The sequence below is a fragment of the Halomonas alkalisoli genome (assembly GCF_021412585.1).
Taxonomy (GTDB): domain Bacteria; phylum Pseudomonadota; class Gammaproteobacteria; order Pseudomonadales; family Halomonadaceae; genus Halomonas; species Halomonas alkalisoli.
On the sequence record NZ_JAKCMI010000009.1, the window covers coordinates 102,654 to 125,439 of the forward strand.

A 22,786-nucleotide genomic window follows, 5' to 3' on the forward strand; every position below is an offset into this window, starting at 1 on the left:
CGGCCTTTGCGCTTGCTCAGAATACACCGGTACCGAAGGGCACCCGAAGCGTCAGCACGGTATTGGGCGCATCGTCGGTGACGCCCAGCTCCAGGCCGAGGTTGACCGAGACATCCTGGTTTAGCTGGTATGACCAGCCCAGCAGCAGCGAGCCGACATTCAGCGTGCGTGAACTTTGGGTGGTGCTTCGTTCATTCTGAGAATAGGTGGTCTTGGTCTTGCCGATAAAGTCGTTCTTGAAGCCCAGGGTGAAGGAGGAGCGGGGGTTGATGGCATAGGCCATGCCGAAGCTGAGCCGCACCGCATCGCCGGGGTCGACCTTGCCGATGCGCAGGTCATCGGTTAGCTGCTGGTTGACGTCATCGCTTATGTTGTAGAGGTAGCCGAGGTTGGCGAAGAACACCGCCGGGTCGGAAGGTAGCAGCGCGGTAACGCTGGGTTCGATGGCGTGAAACCCGGAACCGGTGGCCAGCTCCTGCTCGATGCCGTCGGAATCCCGGGCGATGTCGAAGGGACCGTCACCCGTCACGCTCTTGTAGCGCAGGTTACCGACGAAGAAGGGCCAGCCGTTGTGGCCGCGGTTGAGCTGGTAACGTGCGGTGAGTTCGATATCGCCCAGGCCATTGCCCGACAAGTCGCGATCGATGTCGAAGCTATCATCTCCTACCGTGGGGACGGTGGCTCTCAGGGTATCGTCGCGATAGACATAGGGCAGCTTGAGCTCCATCTCGAGCCGGTCGGTGACCCCCAGGCGGCCGGTGAGCGCAGCCGTCCAGATATCCCGCTCGGCCTCCTCGGCGCTGAAGACCCCGATCAGCAGGGTGCTGAGGATCTCGATGCCGCGGAAGGTCAGGCGATTGACCCCGGAATGGGAGTATTGCAGGGAGGGCTCAATCACCAGTCGGCCGCGTGGGGTCAGCACCCCGCCGATATCGGCAATACTCTGCACTTCCGGCTGTGTCGGCATGGGTTCGGTTGGCGCCTGGCCCACTGGCGATGTTACGCCAGCGGGTGGCGTCGCATCCTGGGCATAGGTGGCCTGCGATATGGCCAGTCCAAGTACGGTGGGCAGTATCAGTGCGACGAGTTTTTGTTTGTTCATGGCCTCGATGTCCCTTCATACTGTTTTTATCTAGTGTGATGTTGTTTCAAATCATTTCTACGGACTCTTTCAAAACAGCGCTGCCGACTCATGACCTGAAATGACCGAGATGGCCGAAATCAGGTGTCATCCGGCGATGGTTCACTCATTCTGACAATCTGGTATTTATCCATCAATCGATAGAAGGTCACACGGGATACACCGGTTTCACGCGCAGCGCGTGAAATATTCTGATGATTCCGCTTCAAGGCGCTGATGATAGTGCTGCGCTCAGCGGCATCACGTATTTCTTCCAATGTGAGCGGTTCTTCAATCCGTTTTCGGCTGGCCAGGCGCAGGTCTGATCTATCGATGTAGTTCTTGCTTGACATCAGCATGGAGCGGCAGACTGTATTCATCAGTTCTCTGATATTACCCGGCCAGTCATACTCCAGCATTGATGACAAGGCATCCTGACTGAAGCCTACAAGGTTTTCATGCTTGTAATGCAGAAACTTCTCGAAAAAGAGTTGAGTCAGAAGCTCTATATCTTCTTTCCTTTCTCGCAAGGGAGGCAGATGCAACGCCAGAACGTTGAGCCTGAAGTACAGGTCTTGACGAAATTCTCCACTGGAAAGTCTGTCCTCCATGCAGGCATTCGATGCTGAAATTATTCTGACATCGGCTGTCGTTTCAGTGTGGCTGCCAAGGCGAAAGATCTTGTGGCTCTCAATGAAACGCAGAAAATTAGCTTGCAACGAATATGGTAAATCACTGATTTCATCGAGGAAAAGCGTTCCTCCCGATGCGGCTTCAATCTTCCCGGTGCGTCGTTGGTTGGCATCGGTGAAAGCCCCTTTCTCATGACCGAACAGCTCGGATTGAATCAGGCTATCCGGAATGGCACCACAATTGACGGTGATGAACGGAAAGTGGGCACGAGAGGAAAATGCATGAATGGCCCTGGCTGCGAGCTCTTTTCCGGTACCGGATTCCCCGGTGATGAATACTGGCGCATTGACAGCTGCCAGCGTCCGGATCTGCTGCATTTTTTTCTGCATGCCGGGGTTGTTGCTTACCATCCGCCTGTCTCCAATCGGCAAGTAGGTCGCATGCTTTACCTTCAAGCTGATCGCGTGCATCTGGACAAGGTGTGTCAGTAGGCAGTCAAGGAGTTTCATCTCGGAGTCGAGAGTATAAGTACAATAGAAAAGTTGACTAATCGCTTGCCGATAATCCGGATCGAAAGTACCAATTTTATCAGTCAGTGCAATCCATTCGATTTCACAATCTAGTATCAGATTTTCAACCTCCAGGAGAGAGGTGGCGGTTTCGGCTTGCACACGGATCAGGCCGGCACTGAAGGCGCACCTGGCTAGCCCTCTTCTGGCTTCATCGTAGTCAGAAAAGAGAGAGATATTCCAACCAAGATTCGACAAAAATTCTGACAACGAGTCGCTTCGACCCGGGACGCGGTCGACCATGATCACCGAATAGGTCTTGGCCATGATGGATGCTCAAAGTGATATGATGCGCCACTGCTCCTCTGGTCGTGGCGCCTGCGTTGACGTATGGTCAGTGCTTCACTTCTCTGCGAAAACTCGGCGGGACGCTGAAAAGGTTTCTCCTCGCCCAGTTCATGGCCTGTAACCTGTTATGCACCTTGATTTTCCTGAAAATATTATAGAGGTGCGACTTTACCGTATGCTCACTGACGAACAGCTTTTCGGCTATTTCCGAATTGGTGGAGCCAGTACCAAGAAGCCCGATTATCTCCAGCTCACGCTGTGTCAGGCCACAGGCAGGCCGATAGGAGTTCATTTGCTGTCGGCGAAGCAGCAATATCATTCTTGACATGAGTGCGCGTGACATCCAAAGACTGCCGTCCTGCAACGCCTGCATGCCTTTGCAGATCAGCTCGATGCTGTCGTTGCGATAGAAGATGCCCTGGAGGTTGAGCGTCGACAGCAGCTCGACGGCATGATCCTCACCCCGGACATTGAACGCAGCGAGACTGATCTCTTCATGCTCATCGGCTATGCCCTGCCAGCGCTGCATGCTGGCTTCGCTCAGATGGTCCAGGTCGAGAATGACCAGCATCGGCTGGTGTTCATCGATGTGTGGAGCCTCGCCTTCGCTGACCGCAACGATGTCATGCTCGAATTTTTGCTGGATGTATTCGATAAACAGCTTCGACTGCGGATTGATGTCGGTCACCAGCAGAACGTGACGATCCATGTTGTCCATGATGCGATCTCCTCCTTAAAAAAAGCTGTAGCGCTTCTTCATTGTAACATAACGTGAACGAATCCCCTTGTAGGATTCTCGGACATATTTTGTAGATGTGTTAATAACCAATTGCTATTTCTTGATCATTTTTTATGTTTTTCCGCCTGTTGTGAATTCCTTGCCACGCATTAGCATCGCTCATGCTTTCGCATGCCTATTTTTAATCCTGGTAATGATTTTTCTCATAGTTCAGGTGTTGCTTCGGTTAAAACTATGGCTAAAAAGATTTCGTTACATGTCCTCAAGACGATACCCTTCCATAGGTGTTGCATTCGGTTTCCACTTGCCTGACGTCCTGATGATAAGCCCTTGGTAGCAACCCTTCCGTAGCACCCTCATCCCAGGTCATCCCCATCTGTCTAGCTAGCGAGGGGTTTCGTCCTCGCGGGTCAGGCCGAGGGGAGCGCTGTCATGTCGTTTTCCCCTTTGCGCTCAAGGCCGTGCTTTTCCATCAGGCGATAGAGTGTCACCCGTGAAACACCGAGTTCGTCGGCGGCTTTCTTGACCTTGTGCTTGTTGCGGCTGAGTGCGCCGATCAAGGCCGCCTTCTCGGCGCTGTTGCGAGCCTCTTCCAGGGTGATGGCATGGCGGTTGGCAATACGTCGCTCCAGCCCAAGGTCCGTCGGCTTGATCAGACGCCGCTCACACATGACCATCGCGCGACGCACTCGGTTGATGAGTTCGCGGATATTACCCGGCCAGTGATACTGCTGCATGACCGCCAGCGCTTCCCGACTGAAGCCTCTGACCTTCATCGATTTTTCTGATTCGAACTTGGTGAAGAAGAACCTCGCCAGTATCTCGATATCGTCCTTCCGCTCCCTGAGAGGAGGAATTTCCACCTGCAACACATTGAGGCGATGATAGAGGTCTTCACGAAAGCGTCCCTCCCGGACCGCTTTTTCCAGATCGACATGTGTCGCCGAGAGTACGCGAACATCGACACGAATCTCGTCCAGGGCTCCGATGCGTTGGATGGTTCTCTCCTCAAGAAAGCGGAGCAGATTGACCTGAAGCTCCAGGGGGAGATCGCCGATTTCATCCAGGAAAAGCGTGCCGCCAGAGGCGGCTTCTATCTGACCGACTTTCTTCTGGCTGGCTCCAGTGAAGGCGCCTTTCTCGTGACCGAACAGTTCGGATTGGATCAAGTTGGCGGGCAGGGCGCCACAGTTGACAGCGACGAAGGGGGAGGGTGCCCGCTGTGAGTTTTCATGAATGGCGCGTGCTGCCAGCTCCTTGCCGGTTCCCGACTCTCCGCTGATGAAAACCGGGGCATCCACTGCTGCAACCCTCCGGATTGTCTCGAAGATCTTTCTCATGCCAGGAACGGTGCCTACCATCGCGAACTCTGTCTCTCTCGTCATCTTTCGTTCACTGCTGTCATCGTCCCTGAGCCGTTTCATGACCAATGCATGCTTGAGCAGACAATCAATTCCTTCGATGTCAATCGGTTCAGCCTGGTAAGCCATGAAGAGACTGCTAAGCACCTGGCAGAGGGCGGAGTCTTCAAGTTCTTCTTCTCGAATCAAGGCTACCCACTCCATATCGGAGTTGACGATGACCCTTTTCAGCTCCGGCGTATCGGGTCTTTTTTGCGCGTGAAAGCAGGAAATGCCGACATCATGAGGTGCTTCCCCAACCAGGGAATTCGCCATCGCCAGGTCGTGGGCCAGGCTGAGGGCCCAGCCTCTATCTTCCATGGCCTCAACAAACTCTTGTTGGGTTCTTCCCAGGGAGCCCATTACCAAGACCTTTGCCGGTTTTTCCATTATTGCTTGTCCCTTGTGATGCTTTCCTTGTTGTCGCCTGGCTTCGGCAGATTGTCTGCTCGCTTATATTAAGCATGAGTTTTCTGATCCCATAATGCTTAGTTTTCTGAGTTCATGACATTAACCAATACTAGTTTGCCGGGTGGCTGAATATGAAAACCGTATGCCAAGGAGTATTAACTAGTTAATCCAAAACGACATAAGGCAATTCGGCTCGCTGTACTACGAGCGTCTCGCACACCACCAGGGCCGCATATGACAGCATCGTAGTAATCTCTCGGCTTGTAAAGTTGGGTTACAATTTTCAACCGTCCCCCGCCCTTGCACCCTGAAGATGCTCTTTATGTCATACTCTGCCTCATTGTCTTTGCTTTATGAGGTCGCCTTGTGTCGGGTCAAGCAATAGTGGTTCTGGCCAGTGGAAATACTGGAAAAATCAAGGAGTTCGATCATCTATTGGGTGAGCTGGGGATGCACGTTCGGCCCCAGGCGGATTTCGGCGTGATCGATGTCGAGGAGACCGGGCTGACATTCGTCGAGAATGCCCTGCTCAAGGCCCGTGAGGCGAGCCGTGTCAGTGGCTTGCCCGCCCTGGCGGATGATTCCGGCCTGGAGGTGGATCACCTCCAGGGTCAGCCTGGTATCTACTCCGCCCGTTACGCCGGCGAGCCGAAGAGCGATGCTCGCAATAATGACAAGCTGCTGGCTGCGCTGGCCGGGATACCGGCAGCGCGGCGTACGGCCCGCTACTGGTGCGTCCTGGCCTATCTGCGCCATGCCGAAGACCCGGTGCCCTTGATCGTGCAGCGTAGCTGGGAAGGTGAGATTCTGACGGCGCCTCGCGGCGACGGCGGCTTCGGCTACGATCCGCTGTTCTGGCTGCCGTCGCTAGGCCGGAGCGTCGCCGAGCTCAGTGCCGAAGAGAAGAACCGGCTCAGCCACCGGGGACGGGCGCTTCAGGCACTGGTGGCGGCACTGGATGAGACGGCGGCAGGCTGATGACCACTCTTTCTCGGCGAGGAGACAGCCTGCCGCCGCTGTCGCTCTACGTTCATGTACCCTGGTGCGTGCGTAAATGCCCCTACTGCGATTTCAACTCGCATGGCGTGGGTCACGGCGCCGACTTGCCCGAGGCACATTACCTGGCGGCGTTGCGGCAGGACCTCGACGCCGACCTGCCCCTTGTCGGCGGCCGCGAGCTGACCAGTATTTTCATCGGCGGAGGCACGCCGAGCCTGATGTCGGCCGACTTCTATGCGGCGCTGTTCGAGGTGCTGGCCACACGACTGTCCCTGGCCTCCGATATCGAAGTGACACTGGAAGCGAATCCGGGCACCCTGGAGCGTGGTCGATTCCAGGGCTATCGGACAGCGGGCATCAATCGGCTCTCCCTGGGCGTGCAGAGTTTCCAGGATGGCCAGTTGCAGGCGCTGGGCCGTATCCACAGCGGGGCCGATGCGATCACGGCAGTGGATGAGGCGCGTCATGCTGGCTTCGACAACATCAACATCGACCTGATGCATGGCTTGCCGGGGCAGACACCGGCGCTGGCGCTTGCCGATCTCGAACGTGCACTTTCACTCGCGCCGGAGCACCTCTCCTGGTATCAGCTCACGCTGGAACCCAATACCGAGTTCCATTCGCGCCCTCCTGTCCTGCCCGAGGAGGAGGTCCTGTGGGATATCCAGGATCGGGGGCACGAGCGGCTCGAGGCCGACGGATTGATGCGTTACGAGATATCGGCCTATGCTCGTCAGGGGCTCCGGTCGCGCCACAATCTCAACTATTGGCGCTTCGGTGACTATCTCGGGATCGGTGCCGGCGCGCACGGCAAGCTGAGTGCCGCCGGCACCCAGGACGGCCTGCATGTCGAACGGCGCTGGAAGGCGCGACAGCCTGAGGCCTATCTGCGTCGGTGCCAGGATCCTCGTGGTTTCATCGCTGGCCGCGCCGAGGTGGAGGAGGATGAGTTGCCGCTGGAGTTCGCCATGAATGCACTGCGCCTGGTAGAGGGTGTGTCGATGGCGGACTGGGAGGCGCATACTGGACGTCCGGCCGCCACCCTGGAGGCTCGCCTTCTGGCGGCGCGAAAAAAAGGACTTCTTGTGGAAGATGGCCAGCGACTGCAGGCATCGCCCCAAGGTCTATTATTCTTGAACGAGTTGCTGGTTATGATTGGCGAAGCCGATGCCGGCGCTGAATGAATCACTCCCTGACCTCCGGAGATAGCCATGTTCAAACCCCTTCGTCTCGCTGTGCCGCTTGCCGCCGCTGCCCTGCTGATCGGCTGTGCCACGACTGACCCCTACGGCGGCCAGACCCAGCGCTCCAGTACCATGACCGGTGCCGGTGTGGGTGCAGCCGTCGGAGCCGCAGCCGGCGCCCTGTCGGGCAGCGGCAGCACCAGTCGGCGCGATCGTGCGTTGATCGGTGCCGCGGTGGGTGCCGCTGCCGGTGCCGGCGTCGGTGCCTATATGGATCGGCAGGAGCAGCAGCTGCGCGAGAGCATGAGGGGCACCGGCGTCGACGTGGAGCGTCGCGGCGATGATATCGTGCTCAACATGCCAAGCAGCGTAACCTTCGGCTTCGACTCCAGCGATCTGACGCCGAGTGCTCGCAACGCCCTCAATGACGTTTCTTCGATCCTGACGCAATACACCGATACGCGGGTCAATATCGCCGGGCATACCGACAGCACCGGTGATGCCGGCTACAATCAGCGGCTTTCCGAGCGCAGGGCCGAGTCCGTCGGCAACTATCTGGCTCAGAACGGCGTAACACGCAATCGGCTCCATATGACCGGCTATGGCGCAAGCCAGCCGGTGGCGAGTAACGCAACCGAGGATGGCCGCGCCCAGAACCGGCGCGTCGAGATTACGCTCACTCCGATCGAGAGCCAGTTCCAGCAATAGACCGGCCATGCCTGTCGCTCGAACCGGGCCCGTCACTGACAGTGGCGGGCCTTTTCGATAGTCTTTGCCAAGAATCGTCACTTGCCTGACAAGGCGCCGTGGCTGGTCGCTTTGCCAGTCTGGTGTGAAGCCCCCGCCGATTCGCTACCTCTTCGCCACCTCAAGGACCCGTGGCCATGCTTTCCTATCAGCACGCCTACCATGCCGGTAATTTCGCCGACGTGCACAAGCACCTGACTCTCTTTGCCGTTACCGGCTTTCTGCTGCGCAAGGCGTCACCGATCACCTATATCGATACCCATGCGGGGCGCGGGCTCTACCCGCTATCCGCGGCGGAGAGCCAGAAGCTGCAGGAGCATCGCCAGGGGGCGGAGCGACTCTGGCAGGAGAGGCAGGCGCTGGCGGCGGAGCCCCTGCTCGGTGACTGGCTGTCACTGCTGGCCGAGGCTCAGTTGATCGCTGGCAACCAGGCGTCGCCAACGCTGGACTGCTACCCGGGCTCCCCCTGGTGGCTGTCCCGGCGGCTGCGCGCCGTGGATCGCTTGACGCTTTTCGAGCTGCATCCCGGGGAGCACGAACATCTGGCGGGTCAGTGTCTGCCAAGCAACGTGAAGCATATCCATGGCGATGGCCTGAAGGGCCTGCTGCAGCGATTGCCGGTGGCGACGCCGCGGCTGTGCGTATTGCTCGATCCCAGCTATGAGCGCAAGAGCGAGTACGCAGAGGTGGCCGAGACCGTGCTGTCGGCCATGCGCAAGGCGCGGCACGGCGTGGTGCTGGTGTGGTATCCGCTACTGCCCGCCGGTCGCCACAGCGAGCTGCTGGAAGGGCTGCGCAGCAGCGGCCTGCGCAAGATCTGGCGCAGCGAACTTGCCCTGCGCGAGCCAAGCAGCGAGGAGCGAGGCATGTATGGCAGCGGCATGCTGGTCATCAATCCTCCCTGGGGGCTGGAGGAGCAGCTGGTATCTGCCATGAAGCGGATCGAGCCGCTGCTGGGTTCCGATGCCCGGCATCGGGGCGAGTGGTGGGTAGCGGAGTAGGGCGGCAGCGACCTACTTGCCGATACAGAAGCTGCCGAATATCTCGCCCAGCAGATCGTCGGCACTGAACTCGCCGGTGATCTCGCCCAGCGCCTGCTGGGCGTCGCGCAGGTCCTCGGCGAGCAGTTCCCCGGCACCGTAGCCGCTGAGCTGCTCCTCGCCGTTGGTGAGGGCTCGCTTCGCCCTGTCGAGCGCATCGAGGTGGCGCCGTCGAGCGGAGAAGCGCCCCTCCGTGGTGGCGGCATACCCCATCACCTCCTTCAGGTGTGACTTCAGGTTATCCACACCCTCTCCGGTCTTGGCCGAGAGTCGAATGACCGGCGTGGCTGTGGATAACTCGACTCCGACCGTCTCGTGGCTGGTATCGATCTTGTTGCGGATCAGGGTCAGCCGGCCGGGGTCGCTGAGTCGCTCGACGAATTCGGGCCAGATCGCCATGGGGTCGGTGGCATTGGTCGTGGTGGCATCCACCAGCAGCAGTACCCGGTCGGCCTTCTCGATCTCGCTCCAGGCACGCGCCACGCCGATGCGCTCCACGGCGTCCGGGGTGTCGCGCAGGCCGGCCGTATCGATCACATGCAAGGGCATGCCATCGATATGGATGTGTTCGCGCAGCACGTCCCGGGTGGTGCCCTCGATTTCGGTGACGATGGCCGTCTCCTGCTCGGTCAGGGCATTGAGCAGGCTCGACTTGCCGGCGTTGGGGCGCCCCGCGATCACCACGTTCATGCCTTCGCGCATCAGCGCACCCTGAGCGGCGGCGGCGCGCACCGCCGCCAGTTCCGCTTTCACCGCCGCCAGCATCTCGGCCACTCTGCCGTCGGCGAGGAAGTCGATCTCCTCCTCGGGGAAGTCGATGGCCGCCTCCACGTAGATGCGCAGTTCGATCAGGCGTTCGACCAGCGCCGAGACCCGGCGCGAGAATTCACCCTGAAGCGAGCGCAGGGCATTCTCGGCGGCAGACCGGGAGCTCGCTTCGATCAGGTCGGCGATGGCCTCGGCCTGTGCCAGGTCGAGCTTGTCGTTGAGAAAGGCGCGTTCGGAGAACTCCCCCGGTCGTGCCAGGCGTGCGCCCAGCTGCACACAGCGCTCCAGCAGCAGATCCATGATCACCGGCCCGCCGTGTCCCTGCAGCTCCAGCACGTCCTCGCCGGTAAAGGAGTGTGGCGCCTGGAAGTAGAGCCCGATGCCTTCGTCGATCACCCGCACGTCGCCCTGGAAGGGTGCGTAGTGGGCATGGCGGGGCGGGGGGCAGTGACCCAGCACCCCCTCGGCGATGGTGCGACAGCCGGGGCCGGACACACGAATGATGCCTACGCCGCCACGTCCCGGTGGGGTGGCCAGGGCGGCGATGGTGTCCGGAGTATAGAGGCGATCTGCCATGGTGGGCTCCTCACAGCCAGGGTGGCCGGGTGGGGGGCTATTGTCCTTTTCACGGGCCGGAAACGCCAGACCCCTGCCGTGGCAGGGGTCTGGTGGTTCGAGCAAGAAGATAGCCTACTTGACCTTCATTCCCTTGCCGACCGTGGGGTCGTTCTCGATCTTGCGCGTGATCACGTACTGCTGTCCGATCGAGATCAGGTTGTTGACCACCCAGTAGATGACCAGGCCCGCCGGGAACCAGAGGAAGAAGAAGGTGAAGACGATCGGCAGCATCTTCATGATCTTCGCCTGCATCGGGTCCGGAGGCGTGGGGTTGAGCATCTGCTGAACGAACATCGAGGCGCCCATCAGGATCGGCAGGATGAAGAACGGATCCCTCATCGACAGATCCTGGATCCAGAACATGAAAGGCGCATGGCGCAGCTCCACGGATTCCAGCAGCATCCAGTACAGCGCAATGAAGACCGGCATCTGCACCAGTATCGGCAGACAACCACCCAGAGGATTGATCTTCTCCTTCTGGTAGAACTTCATCATCTCCTGGGACATCTTCTGGCGGTCGTCGCCGTACTGCTCCTTGAGGCGCTGCATCTCCGGACCCAGCTTGCGCATGCGGGCCATGGACTTGTAAGCCTTGGCGGAGAGCGGCCACATGACCAGCTTCACCACGATGGTCAGGAACACGATCGACCAGCCCCAGTTACCGATCAGGCTGTGGATCTGATCCAGCAACCAGAACAACGGATTGGCGATGAACCATAGCCAGCCGAAGTCGACGGTCAGGCGCAGGTTGGGCGCTACCTGCTCGAGGTAGCTCTGCACCTTCGGCCCCATGTAGAGGGTCGCACCCAGGCGGGCTTCGCTATCCGGTGCCACCGTACTCACGGAGCCGGCAAAGGCGGCGACATTGCGATCGCGTGAGTCGGTAGAGGCGTACTGCAGATTCTGCTGGTTCTGCGGTGGCACCCAGGCGGTGACGAAGTAGTGCTGCAGGATGGCCACCCAGCCACCCTGGACGTCCCGGTTATTGAAGCGCCCACGCTGGATATCGTCGAAATCGACCTTCTCGTAGCGGTCTTCCGGTGAAGAGTAGGCCGCCCCGAGATAGGAGCTCATGCCCATTGCCACGCCGGAGGAGGGGTCGGGGCTGTTGTCCCTGGCAAGCTGGCCGATGAAGCGAGCGGTAACCGGCTCCTCGGTATTGTTGGCCAGGTAGTAATGGACGTCTACCGCATAGCTGCCACGCTCGAAGGAGAACCGCTTGATGATATCGACGCCATTGACCTCGGCCGCCAGATCGACTTCCAGGCGATTCTCGTCGTCGCTCATGCGGTAGCTGGTGCTCTCCGGCGTGAAACCGATGCGGCCGGAATGGCCGTCCAGCTGCAGGCCCGAGCGGGCCACATAGCTGCGGGTTTCGCTATCGGAGAGCAGCACGTAGGGACGATCGGAATCCAGGGTCATCCGGTGCTGGGGCAGTGCGGCGTAGACGATATCGCCGCCCTGGGGGTCGATGCGCAGGTCGAGGACATCGGTGATCACCGCAATCAGGTCACGTGTGCCGGTGGCCCGCTCGGGTTCGCCGGGCATGTCGCCCGTCACATCCTCTTCGGCGCGGGGTGCGGCAGGGACGGCCAGGTCGTCGTCTGTCTCGACGCGCTCTTCGCCGGGAGCGGGTGCGGTGAAGGTGGGTGCTTCAGGCTCAGGAGCAACCTGGCCGTAATCCTGGTTCCACTGAATGACGAGCAAGTAGGCAAGCACGGCCAGTGGAATCAGCAAAAGGAGTCGTTTTACGTCCATTGAGAGTTCTGCCCGGTGGGTAGTGAACATGCCGCTGGAACGGTATGCGCTGCCATGTTGATATGCGAAAGCCTGCCCGAGGCAGGCTATCGTGGCGGCGACAGGCACCGCATCCGGTCAGGATACCATCGACTTGCGTACGTCTCGCTCCAGCCGACGCCACATGCCGGAGAGCTGGCGATGCAGTGTCGCATTGTCCAGCTCATTGGCGCCCCGCCGAGCCAGTACCACGATGTCGACGGCGGGAAGCTGATGCTGCTGGAGGCGGATGGATTCGCGAGTCAGCCGTTTCAGGCGGTTGCGATCCACGGCTCTACGGACGTTCTTCTTGCTGAAGACCAGGCCGAGACGGGGGTGGCCCAGTCCGTTGGGGCACGCCAGGGCCATCAGCCCATTGCCATGAACCTTGAATGCAGCGTGATCGAAGACAAGTCGATAATCCCCGGCAGTCAGCAGTCGCAACTGCGGGGGAAAGTCATGACCGGACACGCGCAATCCGCAATCAGGCGCTCAGGCGCTTGCGGCCCTTGGCGCGACGGCGCGACAGTACGGCACGGCCGTTCTTGGTGGCCATGCGAGCACGAAAGCCGTGCACACGCTTGCGCTTCAGAACGCTGGGTTGAAAGGTGCGTTTCATAACTCTTGATTCCCACGTGGTGTGTTTGGACGGAACGTCTTACAGGAAATGCCCGGGCTCCTTGCGGGAACCTGGGGAGATTCGGTTCAAGACCGGAAATTGTAGTGACTTCGGGGCCCCGACGCAATTCCTCAGGCCACCCAATTTTCAATCGCCGTGCGGATGGAGGATCAATAATTACTAGATGATGTTTTACTGAAGCTGTTATTAATACTGGGGACGCTTTCTGTGGATAACCATAAAAAACCTTTGTTAAACAAATGTGTGCAGTGCAGCATTGGCTGTGGAGAAGCTCTGTGCTTTCGGTAGGGTTCCTGTAGAGCCCCTGTGTGAAATTGTCGCTTCTGTCCACAGCGCGGGCTGCTGCCCGATCCATACCGGGGTTATCCTGTTGATCCATGTATAGTTTTCCACAGCGTTCTTCAGCGGCGGCTGCGTGTGGATAACCCGACGGGTGAAGGATACAATGGCCGGTCATGCATCAACCGGATGGTGAGGTCGAGTGTCGCTTGCTCTTTGGCAACAGTGTTTGGATTTCCTGCAGGATGAGCTGAACGCCCAGCAGTTCAACACCTGGATCCGCCCTCTTCAGGCGGAAGAGGGGGAGTCCAATGAGCTGCGTCTTCTGGCACCCAATCGTTTCGTTCGCGACTGGGTTGGGGATAAGTATGCCAAGCGGATCAATGAGCTGCTGCGCGACCTGGCGCCGGCCAAGCCTCCCCGTGTGGTATTGACGGTCGGCAGCCGCCGCGCCGCAGCCCCCAGGCCGCGGGAGCTGGGGGCGCCGGTCTCGGCCAGCCCGCGATCGCCCCTGGGGCCTGCCGTACACACCCCTCCGAGGGGGGATATCGGCGACGAGCGTGAGATCGACCGCCAGCGTGAGGAGGGTCGGTCGGCCCGGCGTGCCGCTGGCGAGCGGGAGGTGCAGGTCGAGGGTAGCCTCAAGCACAACAGTGGCCTCAACCCCAATTTCACTTTCGAGACCTTTGTCGAGGGCAAGTCGAACCAGTTGGCCAGGGCGGCTTCCCGTCAGGTCTCGGAAAACCCGGGTGGCGCCTACAACCCGCTGTTTCTCTATGGCGGTGTCGGCCTGGGCAAGACACACTTGATGCACGCGGTGGGTAACGCACTGGCGACCCGCCGGGAGAATGCCACGGTGGTCTATCTCCATTCGGAGCGTTTCGTCGCCGACATGGTCAAGGCGCTTCAGCTGAACGCGATCAACGATTTCAAGCGTTTCTATCGTAGCGTCGATGCGCTGCTGATCGACGATATCCAGTTCTTTGCCGGCAAGGAGCGCTCCCAGGAGGAGTTCTTCCACACCTTCAATGCCTTGCTCGAGGGTGGCCAGCAGATGATCCTGACCTCCGATCGCTACCCCAAGGAGATCAGCGGCGTCGAGGAGCGGCTCAAGTCGCGTTTCGGCTGGGGGTTGACGGTGGCGATCGAGCCGCCGGAGCTGGAGACGCGGGTGGCTATCCTGATGAAGAAGGCCGATCAGGCCAAGGTCGACCTGCCCCACGATGCGGCCTTCTTCATTGCCCAGAAGATTCGCTCCAACGTGCGCGAACTGGAAGGGGCGCTGAAGAAGGTCATTGCCGACTCCCACTTCATGGGCAAGCCGATTACCCAGGATTTCATCCGCGAGTCGCTCAAGGATCTGCTGGCCCTGCAGGACAAGCAGGTGGGGGTCGACAACATCCAGCGCACCGTTGCCGAATACTACAAGATCAAGCTGTCCGACCTGCTGTCGAAGCGCCGTTCCCGTTCCGTTGCCCGGCCTCGCCAGGTGGCCATGGCACTGGCCAAGGAGCTGACCAATCACAGCCTGCCGGAGATTGGCGATGCCTTCGGTGGGCGTGACCACACAACGGTACTGCATGCCTGCCGCAAGGTTCTGGCATTGCAGGAAGAGAACGCGGATATCCGCGAGGACTACAAGAACCTGCTGCGGCTCTTGACCAGCTGAGCCGCGAGGTTCCCTGGCCATTGATGCCAACGCCCGACACCTTTCTTCAGGATTAGACGTGGAGCCGACATGAGATTTTCCATTTCCCGCGAGGCGCTGCTTCGGCCATTGGCACTGGTTGCCGGCGTGGTGGAGCGCCGCCAGACCCTGCCGGTGCTGTCCAACGTGCTGATACAGGTCGATCATGAGCAGGTGGCGCTGACGGGCACCGACCTGGAAGTCGAGCTGATCGGCCGTACCGCCGCGTCCCTGGTGGAGGTGCCCGGATCGGCCACGGTCCCGGCGCGCAAGCTGATGGATATCTGTAAATCGCTGCCCGACCAGGCCGAGCTCCAGTTCAGCCTGGAGGATGGTCGCGCCGTGTTGCGTAGCGGTCGCTCCCGTTTCACCCTGTCGACGCTGCCGGTGGCGGAGTTCCCCAATATCGAGGACACCCAGGGCGATGTGGAGCTGAGCCTGCCCCGTGGAACGCTCAAGCATCTTATCGATGCCACCTCCTTCGCCATGGCCCAGCAGGATGTCCGCTATTACCTCAACGGCATGCTGCTTGAGCTGCGCTCGAACCTGGTCCGCACGGTGGCCACCGATGGCCACCGGCTAGCCGTCTGTTCTCGCCCCGCCGAGATCCAGGTCGAGCCGGCCCGCAAGCTGATCGTGCCGCGCAAGGGCGTGCTCGAGCTGGTGCGCCTGCTCGATGACAGCGACGAGCCGGTTACGCTGACATTGAGCGCGAGCCACGTGCGTGCTCACACCGGCGACTACACCTTTACCTCCAAGCTGGTTGACGGCAAGTTCCCCGATTACGAGCGCGTGGTGCCAAGGGGAGGGGACAAGGTGTTCATCGCCGATCGCACGGAGCTGCGCCAGGTGCTGTCGCGTACCTCCATCCTCTCCAACGAGAAGTATCGGGGGGTGCGCCTGCACCTGAAGGAAGGCAATCTTCAGGTCATGGCGAACAATCCCGAGCAGGAAGAGGCCGAGGAGAATGTGGCCGTCGAGTACGGCGGCGATGCGCTGGAGATAGGCTTCAATGTGGGCTACCTCATCGATGTGCTCAACGTGCTGGATGAGGATCGCATGCAGATGACGCTGGCGGATTCCAACAGCAGTGCCTTGATGGAGGAGCCGGGCGGCGGCGATGCACTTTACGTTGTCATGCCGATGCGCCTCTGAATGGATATGCCGGACCGCTACCTGGCTGCCCGTGCGGCACCACTGCCGTTACGGGCCGTGGTAGCGGTGTTAGCGTGATACATGCTGATTAACCGATTAAGTTTCAATGGCTTAAGAAATCTCTCTGCAGTCGATTTCGAGCCGGGATCGGGCATCAATCTCATCGTCGGCGCCAATGGGAGCGGCAAGACGAGCTTGCTGGAAGGCATCCACATCCTTGGCATGGGGCGCTCCTTCAGGACTCGCCAGCTGAGGAACGCCATCTCCCATGATGCGCAGTCCATGACACTCTTCGCTCGCCTCGACGGCGAGCCGCCGGTGCCGATCGGCATTCGTCGTTCCCGCGATGCCCCCGAGCTGGAAATACGTATGGGGGGGGAGCGCGTCGAGCGGCTGTCGCAGTTGATCGAAACACTGCCACTCCAGCTGGTTAACCCCGATGCGTTCCGGCTGCTGGAAGGGGCTCCGGCCGGTCGACGGGAGTTCCTCGACTGGGGAGTGTTTCACGTGAAACATGGATTTTTCGATGCCTGGCGGCGCGCGCGGCGCGCCCTCAAACATCGGAATGCATTGCTCAGGCGTGATAGAATGGATGCCAAATCGCTGTCGGCCTGGGAGCACGAATTGGCACACTGGGGCGACCGCGTCGATAGCCTCAGAAGCGACTGGATGGCAGAGTTCCTGCCTGTCTTCGAGGAAACGCTGTCGCAACTACTGGCGCTGCCCGATCTGACGCTGGGTTACTCACGCGGTTGGGACAGAAAGCGCAGCCTGCTCGATATTCTCGAACAGGGGCGCGCGACGGATCAGCAGATGGGCTTTACCCAGCAAGGGCCACAGCGGGCCGACCTGCGTATTCGTCTTGGACGGCATCCAGCAGTCGAGGTTTTGTCGCGTGGCCAGCAAAAGCTGGTCGTTACTGCGCTCAAGCTGGCGCAGGGTAGGTTGCTGGAGCAAACGACCGGCCAGTCGTGCCTCTACCTGGTCGATGACTTGCCGGCGGAACTCGATGCCAGGCATCGGCAGGTATTCTGCCGTTTGCTGGAATCGATGCGCTGCCAAGCCTTCATTACAAGTGTCGAACACGATGCCCTGGTGGGACCCTGGCAGTCTCAAACCCCGCTGGAGATGTTTCACGTGAAACATGGCAGTGACGGGTCAGGAACGCTGGTGCCACAGGCACAGATAGACTTCATGACGGAGTAGTCAATGAGCGAGCAGGCTTACGACTCAACGAGCATCAAGGTACTCAAGGGCCTGGATGCCGTTCGCAAGCGTCCCGGCATGTATATCGGGGATACCGATGATGGGACAGGCCTTCACCATATGGTGTTCGAGCTGGTGGACAACTCCATCGATGAAGCCCTGGCCGGCCACTGTAGCGAAATACGCGTGGTCATCCACCCCGATGAGTCGGTCACTGTCAGCGACAATGGTCGTGGCGTGCCCACCGATATGCACGAAGGCGAGGGCGTATCGGCGGCCGAAGTGATCATGACGGTGCTCCATGCCGGGGGCAAGTTCGACGACAACTCCTACAAGGTGTCCGGCGGCTTGCACGGAGTCGGTGTTTCGGTGGTCAATGCGCTTTCCGAAGAGCTCCGCCTGACAATCTGGCGTGCCGGCCAGGTTCACGAACAGATCTACCGTCATGGCGTGCCCCAGGCCCCGCTCGGCGTCGTGGGAAAGACCGAGAAGACCGGAACGCGTGTCCATTTCAAGCCGTCGACGGATACCTTCCACAATATCGAGTTCCATTACGATATTCTGGCCAAGCGTCTACGCGAACTCTCCTTCCTGAACTCCGGGGTGGCGATTCGCCTGATGGACGAGCGCTCAGGGAAGGAGGAGCTGTTCCACTACGAAGGGGGCCTCAGGGCTTTCGTGGACCATCTCAACACCAACAAGACGGTGCTCAACCCGGTCTTTCACTTCAATGCCGTGCGCGAAGATGGCGTCGAGGTGGAAGTGGCGATGCAGTGGAGTGATTCCTTCACCGAAAACATCTTCTGCTATACCAACAACATACCCCAGCGCGATGGCGGCACCCACCTTGCCGGCTTCCGCGCGGCGCTGACGCGCACCATGAACAACTACATCGAAACGGAAGGCCTGCTGAAGAAGTCCAAGGTCAATACCGCCGGTGATGATGCTCGAGAAGGCCTGACGGCCATCATCTCGGTGAAGGTGCCGGATCCGAAATTCTCCTCGCAGACGAAGGAGAAACTGGTCTCCTCAGAGGTGAAGACGGCGGTGGAGCAGGAGATGGGACGGCTGTTTGCCGAGTACCTCATCGAAAAGCCCAATGAGGCGAAAGCCATCGTCAACAAGATGCTGGATGCGGCGCGGGCCCGTGAGGCGGCGCGCAAGGCGCGGGACATGACGCGCCGCAAGGGTGCCCTGGACATTGCTGGCCTACCCGGCAAGCTGGCCGACTGTCAGGAGAAGGACCCGAGCCTGTCTGAACTGTTCCTGGTCGAGGGTGACTCGGCGGGTGGCAGCGCCAAGCAGGGACGTGCCCGTCGCACCCAGGCGATCCTGCCGCTGAAGGGCAAGATCCTCAACGTCGAGAAGGCACGCTTTGACAAGATGCTTTCCTCCGCGGAAGTCGGCACCTTGATCACGGCACTGGGTTGCGGCATCGGCCGGGAAGAGTTCAACCCCGACAAGCTGCGCTACCACTCCATCATCATCATGACCGATGCCGATGTCGACGGGTCGCATATCCGCACCTTGCTGCTGACCTTCTTCTTCCGTCAGATGGGCCAGCTGATTGAGCGGGGGCACGTCTTCATCGCCCAGCCGCCCCTCTACAAGATCAAGCGGGGCAAGCAGGAGACCTATCTCAAGGATGAGCAGGCGCTGATCGATTACCTCACTACCACCGCGATGGATGGTGCCCGACTCTATGTCAATCCCGACGCACCCGCGGTGACCGGTAGCCAGCTGGAATCCCTGGTCAAACAGTATCGTGACGTGATGAAGCGGATCGATCGCCTGTCGCGAGTCTATCCCAACGTGGTACTGCGCAAGGTCGTCCATGCCGCGACGCTGGAAGGTGAAGCGAGCCTCAAGGACCGTGGCACCATGCAGAACTGGATAGAGTTCCTGCAGGCCGAGATGGATGCGCTGGTGGCCTATGAAGGGGGACCTCGCTATACGTTCCGCCTCGAGGAGGACAACGAGCGTGAGCTGTACCTGCCGGCGGTGACGCTGACCGCGCACGGTGTCAGCACCGACTATGTCTGGGGCATCGATTTCTTCACCAGTGCCGACTATCGCGCCATGGCTGCCCTGGGCACCACGCTCGATGGTCTGCTGGAGGAGGGTGCCTATATCGCCCGGGGCGAGCGCAAGAAGTCCGTGGAGACCTTCTACCAGGCGCTGGACTGGCTGATGGCGGAAGCTCAGCGTGGCCTGGCCGTACAGCGCTACAAGGGGCTGGGCGAGATGAACCCGGATCAGCTCTGGGAAACCACCATGGACCCCGATACTCGCCGCCTGCTTCGCGTGACGATCGAGGATGCCGTCGCGGCCGACATGATGTTCAACACCCTCATGGGTGATGAAGTGGAACCGCGCCGGGCCTTCATCGAGCATAACGCCTTGGTTGCCAACCTCGACGTCTAGCCATGCGATGCGATGTTTCACGTGAAACATCGGCACTGTCCGACGCCGAGCGTCGGGTAACCAAGAAAAGAGGGCCTGCGAAAGCAGGCCCTCTTTTTGCTGTGAAAAAGTGCTCTAACAATAGGTTGGGAGCTGTAATACAGCGAGAGGCGGCGCAGGGGGCCCGCTAAAAGCTGGCGCGACTGCCAGAGGGAGGTGGGGCGTATGTCGATTGATAGAGCTCGCAGGGGAGCCCAACGGTTTAGGGCAAGAGGCGAGTCGCCTTGGAGATCGCCGTATGCGTACCAGGGGAAGCCGTAGCCAGTCCCACGAGCTTATTGTGACAGCAGCCAGTCGGTAAAGGCCGCCAGGTCGTCGAAGATCATTGCCTGTTCCAGCCCGCTACCCTTGGTTTCCGTCCGCTTGCCCTTGCCGGTTCGCACCAGCACAGAACGACAGCCCATCGCCTCACCGGCCTGCAGGTCTCGCAGGCTATCCCCCACTATCCAGCTCCCGGAAAGGCTGCTTAACCCCAGTGCCTGACGGATCTGCACGAGCAGCCCCGGGCGCGGCTTTCGACAGTCGCAGCCATCGTCGGGTCCATGAGGGCAGTAGGCAATATGCGCGATACGGCCGCCAGCGGCCGCCACGAGACGGTTGAGCTCATCGTGCATGCTCGCCAGCGTCGCTTCATCGTAGTAGCCACGTGCGATCCCCGACTGATTGGTCGCTATGGCAACACTCCAGCCGGACTGGCTCAGGCGGGCAATCGCATCAATGGAGCCGGCGTAGGGAATCCACTCCTCGAGTGACTTGATGTAGTTGTCGGAGTCGTGATTGATGACACCGTCTCGGTCGAGAATGACAAGCTTGCTGGCATCGTACATGGCACATCCGTATATGGCAGATCGGAACCTGGCGGGCAGGGGAATAGTGTTTCACGTGAAACATCCGGCGCCAAGCGGTGGTTGCCGAGGGTGAATGTTTCACGTGAAACATCAGGCAAGAAAAAGCCGGCGAGAGGTTCTCGCCGGCTCTGGCACATCAAGCGAAGGCTACTGCTGGAGCAGGGCGATATCCGCCACTTCGAGAAACAGCCCCTGGAGGCCAGCCAGCAGGGCCAGGCGATTGGTGCGGGTGGCTTCATCCTCCGCCATGACCATGACCTGGTCGAAGAAGGTATCGACGGGATCACGCAGGCTCGCGAGGGCATCCAGCGCCTCACGGTAGCGGCCCTCGGCAAACAGCGGCATGACAGCCTCGCGCTGGGCGGCGATGGCCTTGAAGAGCGCCTCTTCGGCCGATTCCTGCAGCAATGCCGGGTCAACGCTGGTGACGACTCGGCTGTCCTGCTTGGCGAGGATGTTGGCGACACGCTTGTTGGCAGCGGCCAGGGCGGAAGCCTCTTCGCGCTGGGCAAAGGCATGAACGGCACGAAGACGCCGGGCAAAGTCCAGTGGGCGAGTCACCGGCCGGGCACGTACGGCGTGATAGACCTCGGCCTCGATCCCTTCATCCTGTCCCCAGGCGCGGAAGCGGTCGAGCATATAGGTCAGGACTTCCTCGACCAGGCTCTCGGCGTAGGGGAGCTCCTGATGTTGCGCAGCAGCAAGTTCCAGCAGCTCGCGGAGATCCAGATCGAGTTCGCCCTTGACCAGGATGTTGAGCACCCCGATGGAGGCGCGGCGGAGGGCGAAGGGGTCCTTGGTGCCGGTGGGTCGTGCGCCGATACCGAAGATGCCGGTCAGGGTGTCGAGCCGGTCGGCCAGCGCCAGTGCGAGACCGGTACGGGTCTCGGGAATGGCGTCGGTAGCGAAGCGTGGCAGGTACTGCTCCTCAAGCGCCTGGGCGACGTCGGCCGGCTCGCCATCCTGGCTGGCATAGTAGCGGCCCATGATGCCCTGAAGCTCGGGAAATTCGAGCACCATTTCGGTGATCAGGTCGCACTTGCCGAGCTCGGCGGCGCGCCGGGCATGGGCCACGTCGCCGCCGATGCGGCCGGCGATGAAGGCGGCGACCGCCGCCGTGCGATGGGCCTTGTCGGCCAGGGTGCCGAGCTGTTGCTGGAACAACACGCTGGTGAGACCGTCGATGCGGCTGGCGAGCGGCTGCTTGCGGTCGGTGTCGTAGAAGAAGGCGGCATCGGCCAGGCGGGGGCGAATCACCTTCTCGTTACCCTCGATGACCTGCTGCGGGTCCTGGCTATCGATATTGGCGATGGTGATGAACAGGGGCTTGAGCTTGCCGGCATCGTCGAGCAGATGGAAGTACTTCTGGTTGGCCTTCATCGAGGAGATGAGGCACTCGGCGGGAACCTCGAGGAAGCGTTCGTCGAAGCTGCCGGCCAGCGCCACGGGCCACTCCACCAGGCCGCTCACTTCGATGAGCAGATCCTCGTCGATGACCGCCGTGGCCTCCTGGACCTCCGCCTCGGACAGCACCTGCTCGCGGATGCGCTCCCGGCGCCTATCGCGATCGGCCAGTACCCAGGCGTTTTCCAGGGCGACAAGATAGTCGTCGGCATGGGCCAGTTCGATCGCTTCGGGGGCGTGGAAGCGGTGGCCGCGGGTCGTGCGACCGGCGGATAGGCCGAGGACCTCGGCGTCGACGATGTCGCTGCCATAGAGCATCACCAGCCAATGCACCGGGCGGGAGAACTCGATGCGCGAGGCCCCCCAGCGCATGTTCTTGGGCACTGGAAGGGCGGCTACCGCCTTGGCGGCGATAGCGGGCAGCAGTGCCGTCGTCGCTTCACCCGACTGCCGCTCGCGGTAGCCGAGCCAGGTGCCCTTGTCGGTCTCCAGGTGCATCAAGTCGGCCACATCGACGCCGCATGAGCGGGCAAAGCCCTGGGCGGCCTTGGTAGGCTCGCCATCCTTGTAGGCGGCGGCCAGCGCGGGTCCGCGACGCTCGACTTCCCGGTCGGGCTGCCTGTCGGCCAGCTCGGTGACCTGCACGGCCAGGCGGCGGGGGGTGGCCCAGGCGTGAACGTCGGCAAAGGCGATATCGGCATCGGCGAGACCGCGGCGAATGCCGTCGGCCAGGGCGTCGGAGAGCGCATCGATGGCCCCCGGCGGAAGCTCCTCGGTCCCCAGTTCCAGCAAAAAGGTATCAACAGCCATGT

18 protein-coding genes are annotated in these 22,786 nt (G+C 60.5%); 8 read left to right on the forward strand and 10 right to left on the reverse strand.

Annotated elements, in window-relative coordinates:
* Nucleotides 1–16 precede the first annotated feature (16 nt).
* The 4 genes from LY622_RS01655 to LY622_RS01670 all read right to left on the reverse strand — a co-directional run bounded on the left by LY622_RS01655 (nucleotide 17) and on the right by LY622_RS01670 (nucleotide 5,139).
* Nucleotides 17–1,102: a transporter gene (locus LY622_RS01655; protein WP_234289289.1), complete on the reverse strand. Its 1,086-nt coding sequence runs from the start codon at nucleotides 1,100–1,102 to the stop codon at nucleotides 17–19.
* A 119-nt stretch (nucleotides 1,103–1,221) separates the two neighbouring features.
* Nucleotides 1,222–2,589 (reverse strand): sigma-54 interaction domain-containing protein, encoded by a 1,368-nt coding sequence (locus LY622_RS01660; protein WP_234289290.1) that lies wholly within the window; start codon nucleotides 2,587–2,589, stop codon nucleotides 1,222–1,224.
* Between the two features lie 67 nt (nucleotides 2,590–2,656).
* Nucleotides 2,657–3,328: a response regulator transcription factor gene (locus LY622_RS01665; RefSeq protein WP_234289291.1), complete on the reverse strand. Its 672-nt coding sequence runs from the start codon at nucleotides 3,326–3,328 to the stop codon at nucleotides 2,657–2,659.
* Between the two features lie 431 nt (nucleotides 3,329–3,759).
* On the reverse strand, nucleotides 3,760–5,139 hold the full coding sequence (locus LY622_RS01670) for a sigma-54 dependent transcriptional regulator (RefSeq protein ID WP_234289292.1): 1,380 nt from the start codon (nucleotides 5,137–5,139) through the stop codon (nucleotides 3,760–3,762).
* A 387-nt stretch (nucleotides 5,140–5,526) separates the two neighbouring features.
* Here LY622_RS01670 and LY622_RS01675 point away from each other — a divergent pair, with 387 nt between their 5' ends.
* The 4 genes from LY622_RS01675 to LY622_RS01690 all read left to right on the forward strand — a co-directional run bounded on the left by LY622_RS01675 (nucleotide 5,527) and on the right by LY622_RS01690 (nucleotide 9,091).
* Entirely contained in the window at nucleotides 5,527–6,138 is a 612-nt protein-coding gene (locus LY622_RS01675; RefSeq protein ID WP_234289293.1) for an XTP/dITP diphosphatase, read from the forward strand.
* Nucleotides 6,138–7,343, forward strand: a complete 1,206-nt coding sequence (gene hemW / locus LY622_RS01680; RefSeq protein WP_234289294.1) for a radical SAM family heme chaperone HemW — start codon at nucleotides 6,138–6,140, stop codon at nucleotides 7,341–7,343. Before LY622_RS01675 ends, hemW begins: the two co-directional genes overlap by 1 nt.
* A gap of 27 nt (nucleotides 7,344–7,370) precedes the next feature.
* Nucleotides 7,371–8,051 (forward strand): YiaD family glycine zipper/OmpA-like lipoprotein, encoded by a 681-nt coding sequence (locus LY622_RS01685; protein WP_234289295.1) that lies wholly within the window; start codon nucleotides 7,371–7,373, stop codon nucleotides 8,049–8,051.
* 176 nt (nucleotides 8,052–8,227) lie between these two features.
* Nucleotides 8,228–9,091 carry a 23S rRNA (adenine(2030)-N(6))-methyltransferase RlmJ gene (locus tag LY622_RS01690; protein WP_234289296.1) on the forward strand — a complete coding sequence of 288 codons (864 nt, stop codon included), beginning with the start codon at nucleotides 8,228–8,230 and terminating at the stop codon, nucleotides 9,089–9,091.
* Nucleotides 9,092–9,103: 12 nt separating this feature from the next.
* On the opposite strand, the gene mnmE is transcribed toward LY622_RS01690, so the two are convergent.
* The 4 genes from mnmE to rpmH all read right to left on the reverse strand — a co-directional run bounded on the left by mnmE (nucleotide 9,104) and on the right by rpmH (nucleotide 12,911).
* Nucleotides 9,104–10,474, reverse strand: coding sequence for a tRNA uridine-5-carboxymethylaminomethyl(34) synthesis GTPase MnmE (gene mnmE, locus LY622_RS01695; protein ID WP_234289297.1), 1,371 nt, complete (start codon nucleotides 10,472–10,474; stop codon nucleotides 9,104–9,106).
* 114 nt (nucleotides 10,475–10,588) lie between these two features.
* Nucleotides 10,589–12,274: a membrane protein insertase YidC gene (gene yidC / locus LY622_RS01700; RefSeq protein ID WP_234289298.1), complete on the reverse strand. Its 1,686-nt coding sequence runs from the start codon at nucleotides 12,272–12,274 to the stop codon at nucleotides 10,589–10,591.
* A 117-nt stretch (nucleotides 12,275–12,391) separates the two neighbouring features.
* Nucleotides 12,392–12,763 carry a ribonuclease P protein component gene (gene rnpA, locus LY622_RS01705; protein WP_234289299.1) on the reverse strand — a complete coding sequence of 124 codons (372 nt, stop codon included), beginning with the start codon at nucleotides 12,761–12,763 and terminating at the stop codon, nucleotides 12,392–12,394.
* Nucleotides 12,764–12,776: 13 nt separating this feature from the next.
* Nucleotides 12,777–12,911 (reverse strand): 50S ribosomal protein L34, encoded by a 135-nt coding sequence (rpmH, locus tag LY622_RS01710; protein ID WP_043514730.1) that lies wholly within the window; start codon nucleotides 12,909–12,911, stop codon nucleotides 12,777–12,779.
* Between the two features lie 502 nt (nucleotides 12,912–13,413).
* On the opposite strand from rpmH, the gene dnaA reads away from it, so the two are divergent.
* The 4 genes from dnaA (at nucleotide 13,414) to gyrB (ending at nucleotide 19,683) form a co-directional block, all read left to right on the forward strand.
* Nucleotides 13,414–14,880 (forward strand): chromosomal replication initiator protein DnaA, encoded by a 1,467-nt coding sequence (dnaA, locus tag LY622_RS01715; RefSeq protein ID WP_234279871.1) that lies wholly within the window; start codon nucleotides 13,414–13,416, stop codon nucleotides 14,878–14,880.
* Between the two features lie 69 nt (nucleotides 14,881–14,949).
* Entirely contained in the window at nucleotides 14,950–16,053 is a 1,104-nt protein-coding gene (gene dnaN, locus LY622_RS01720) for a DNA polymerase III subunit beta (protein WP_234289300.1), read from the forward strand.
* A gap of 81 nt (nucleotides 16,054–16,134) precedes the next feature.
* Nucleotides 16,135–17,259, forward strand: a complete 1,125-nt coding sequence (gene recF / locus LY622_RS01725) for a DNA replication/repair protein RecF (RefSeq protein ID WP_234289301.1) — start codon at nucleotides 16,135–16,137, stop codon at nucleotides 17,257–17,259.
* 3 nt (nucleotides 17,260–17,262) lie between these two features.
* Nucleotides 17,263–19,683: a DNA topoisomerase (ATP-hydrolyzing) subunit B gene (gene gyrB / locus LY622_RS01730; protein WP_234289302.1), complete on the forward strand. Its 2,421-nt coding sequence runs from the start codon at nucleotides 17,263–17,265 to the stop codon at nucleotides 19,681–19,683.
* Nucleotides 19,684–19,997: 314 nt separating this feature from the next.
* Here gyrB and gmhB read toward each other — a convergent pair whose 3' ends face one another.
* Nucleotides 19,998–20,549 carry a D-glycero-beta-D-manno-heptose 1,7-bisphosphate 7-phosphatase gene (gmhB, locus tag LY622_RS01735; protein WP_234289303.1) on the reverse strand — a complete coding sequence of 184 codons (552 nt, stop codon included), beginning with the start codon at nucleotides 20,547–20,549 and terminating at the stop codon, nucleotides 19,998–20,000.
* Nucleotides 20,550–20,717: 168 nt separating this feature from the next.
* Nucleotides 20,718–22,784, reverse strand: coding sequence for a glycine--tRNA ligase subunit beta (gene glyS / locus LY622_RS01740; protein ID WP_234289304.1), 2,067 nt, complete (start codon nucleotides 22,782–22,784; stop codon nucleotides 20,718–20,720).
* Between the last annotated feature and the right edge of the window lie 2 nt (nucleotides 22,785–22,786).

Coding starts and splice junctions, on each gene's coding strand:
- mnmE (WP_234289297.1), bottom strand. CDS start 10,474: ATGGCAGATCGCCTCTATACTCCGGACACCATCGCCGCCCTGGCCACC.
- glyS (WP_234289304.1), bottom strand. CDS start 22,784: ATGGCTGTTGATACCTTTTTGCTGGAACTGGGGACCGAGGAGCTTCCG.
- LY622_RS01685 (WP_234289295.1), top strand. CDS start 7,371: ATGTTCAAACCCCTTCGTCTCGCTGTGCCGCTTGCCGCCGCTGCCCTG.
- LY622_RS01690 (WP_234289296.1), top strand. CDS start 8,228: ATGCTTTCCTATCAGCACGCCTACCATGCCGGTAATTTCGCCGACGTG.
- rpmH (WP_043514730.1), bottom strand. CDS start 12,911: ATGAAACGCACCTTTCAACCCAGCGTTCTGAAGCGCAAGCGTGTGCAC.
- gmhB (WP_234289303.1), bottom strand. CDS start 20,549: ATGTACGATGCCAGCAAGCTTGTCATTCTCGACCGAGACGGTGTCATC.
- LY622_RS01655 (WP_234289289.1), bottom strand. CDS start 1,102: ATGAACAAACAAAAACTCGTCGCACTGATACTGCCCACCGTACTTGGA.
- hemW (WP_234289294.1), top strand. CDS start 6,138: ATGACCACTCTTTCTCGGCGAGGAGACAGCCTGCCGCCGCTGTCGCTC.
- yidC (WP_234289298.1), bottom strand. CDS start 12,274: ATGGACGTAAAACGACTCCTTTTGCTGATTCCACTGGCCGTGCTTGCC.
- LY622_RS01660 (WP_234289290.1), bottom strand. CDS start 2,589: ATGGCCAAGACCTATTCGGTGATCATGGTCGACCGCGTCCCGGGTCGA.
- LY622_RS01670 (WP_234289292.1), bottom strand. CDS start 5,139: ATGGAAAAACCGGCAAAGGTCTTGGTAATGGGCTCCCTGGGAAGAACC.
- recF (WP_234289301.1), top strand. CDS start 16,135: ATGCTGATTAACCGATTAAGTTTCAATGGCTTAAGAAATCTCTCTGCA.
- LY622_RS01665 (WP_234289291.1), bottom strand. CDS start 3,328: ATGGACAACATGGATCGTCACGTTCTGCTGGTGACCGACATCAATCCG.
- dnaN (WP_234289300.1), top strand. CDS start 14,950: ATGAGATTTTCCATTTCCCGCGAGGCGCTGCTTCGGCCATTGGCACTG.
- gyrB (WP_234289302.1), top strand. CDS start 17,263: ATGAGCGAGCAGGCTTACGACTCAACGAGCATCAAGGTACTCAAGGGC.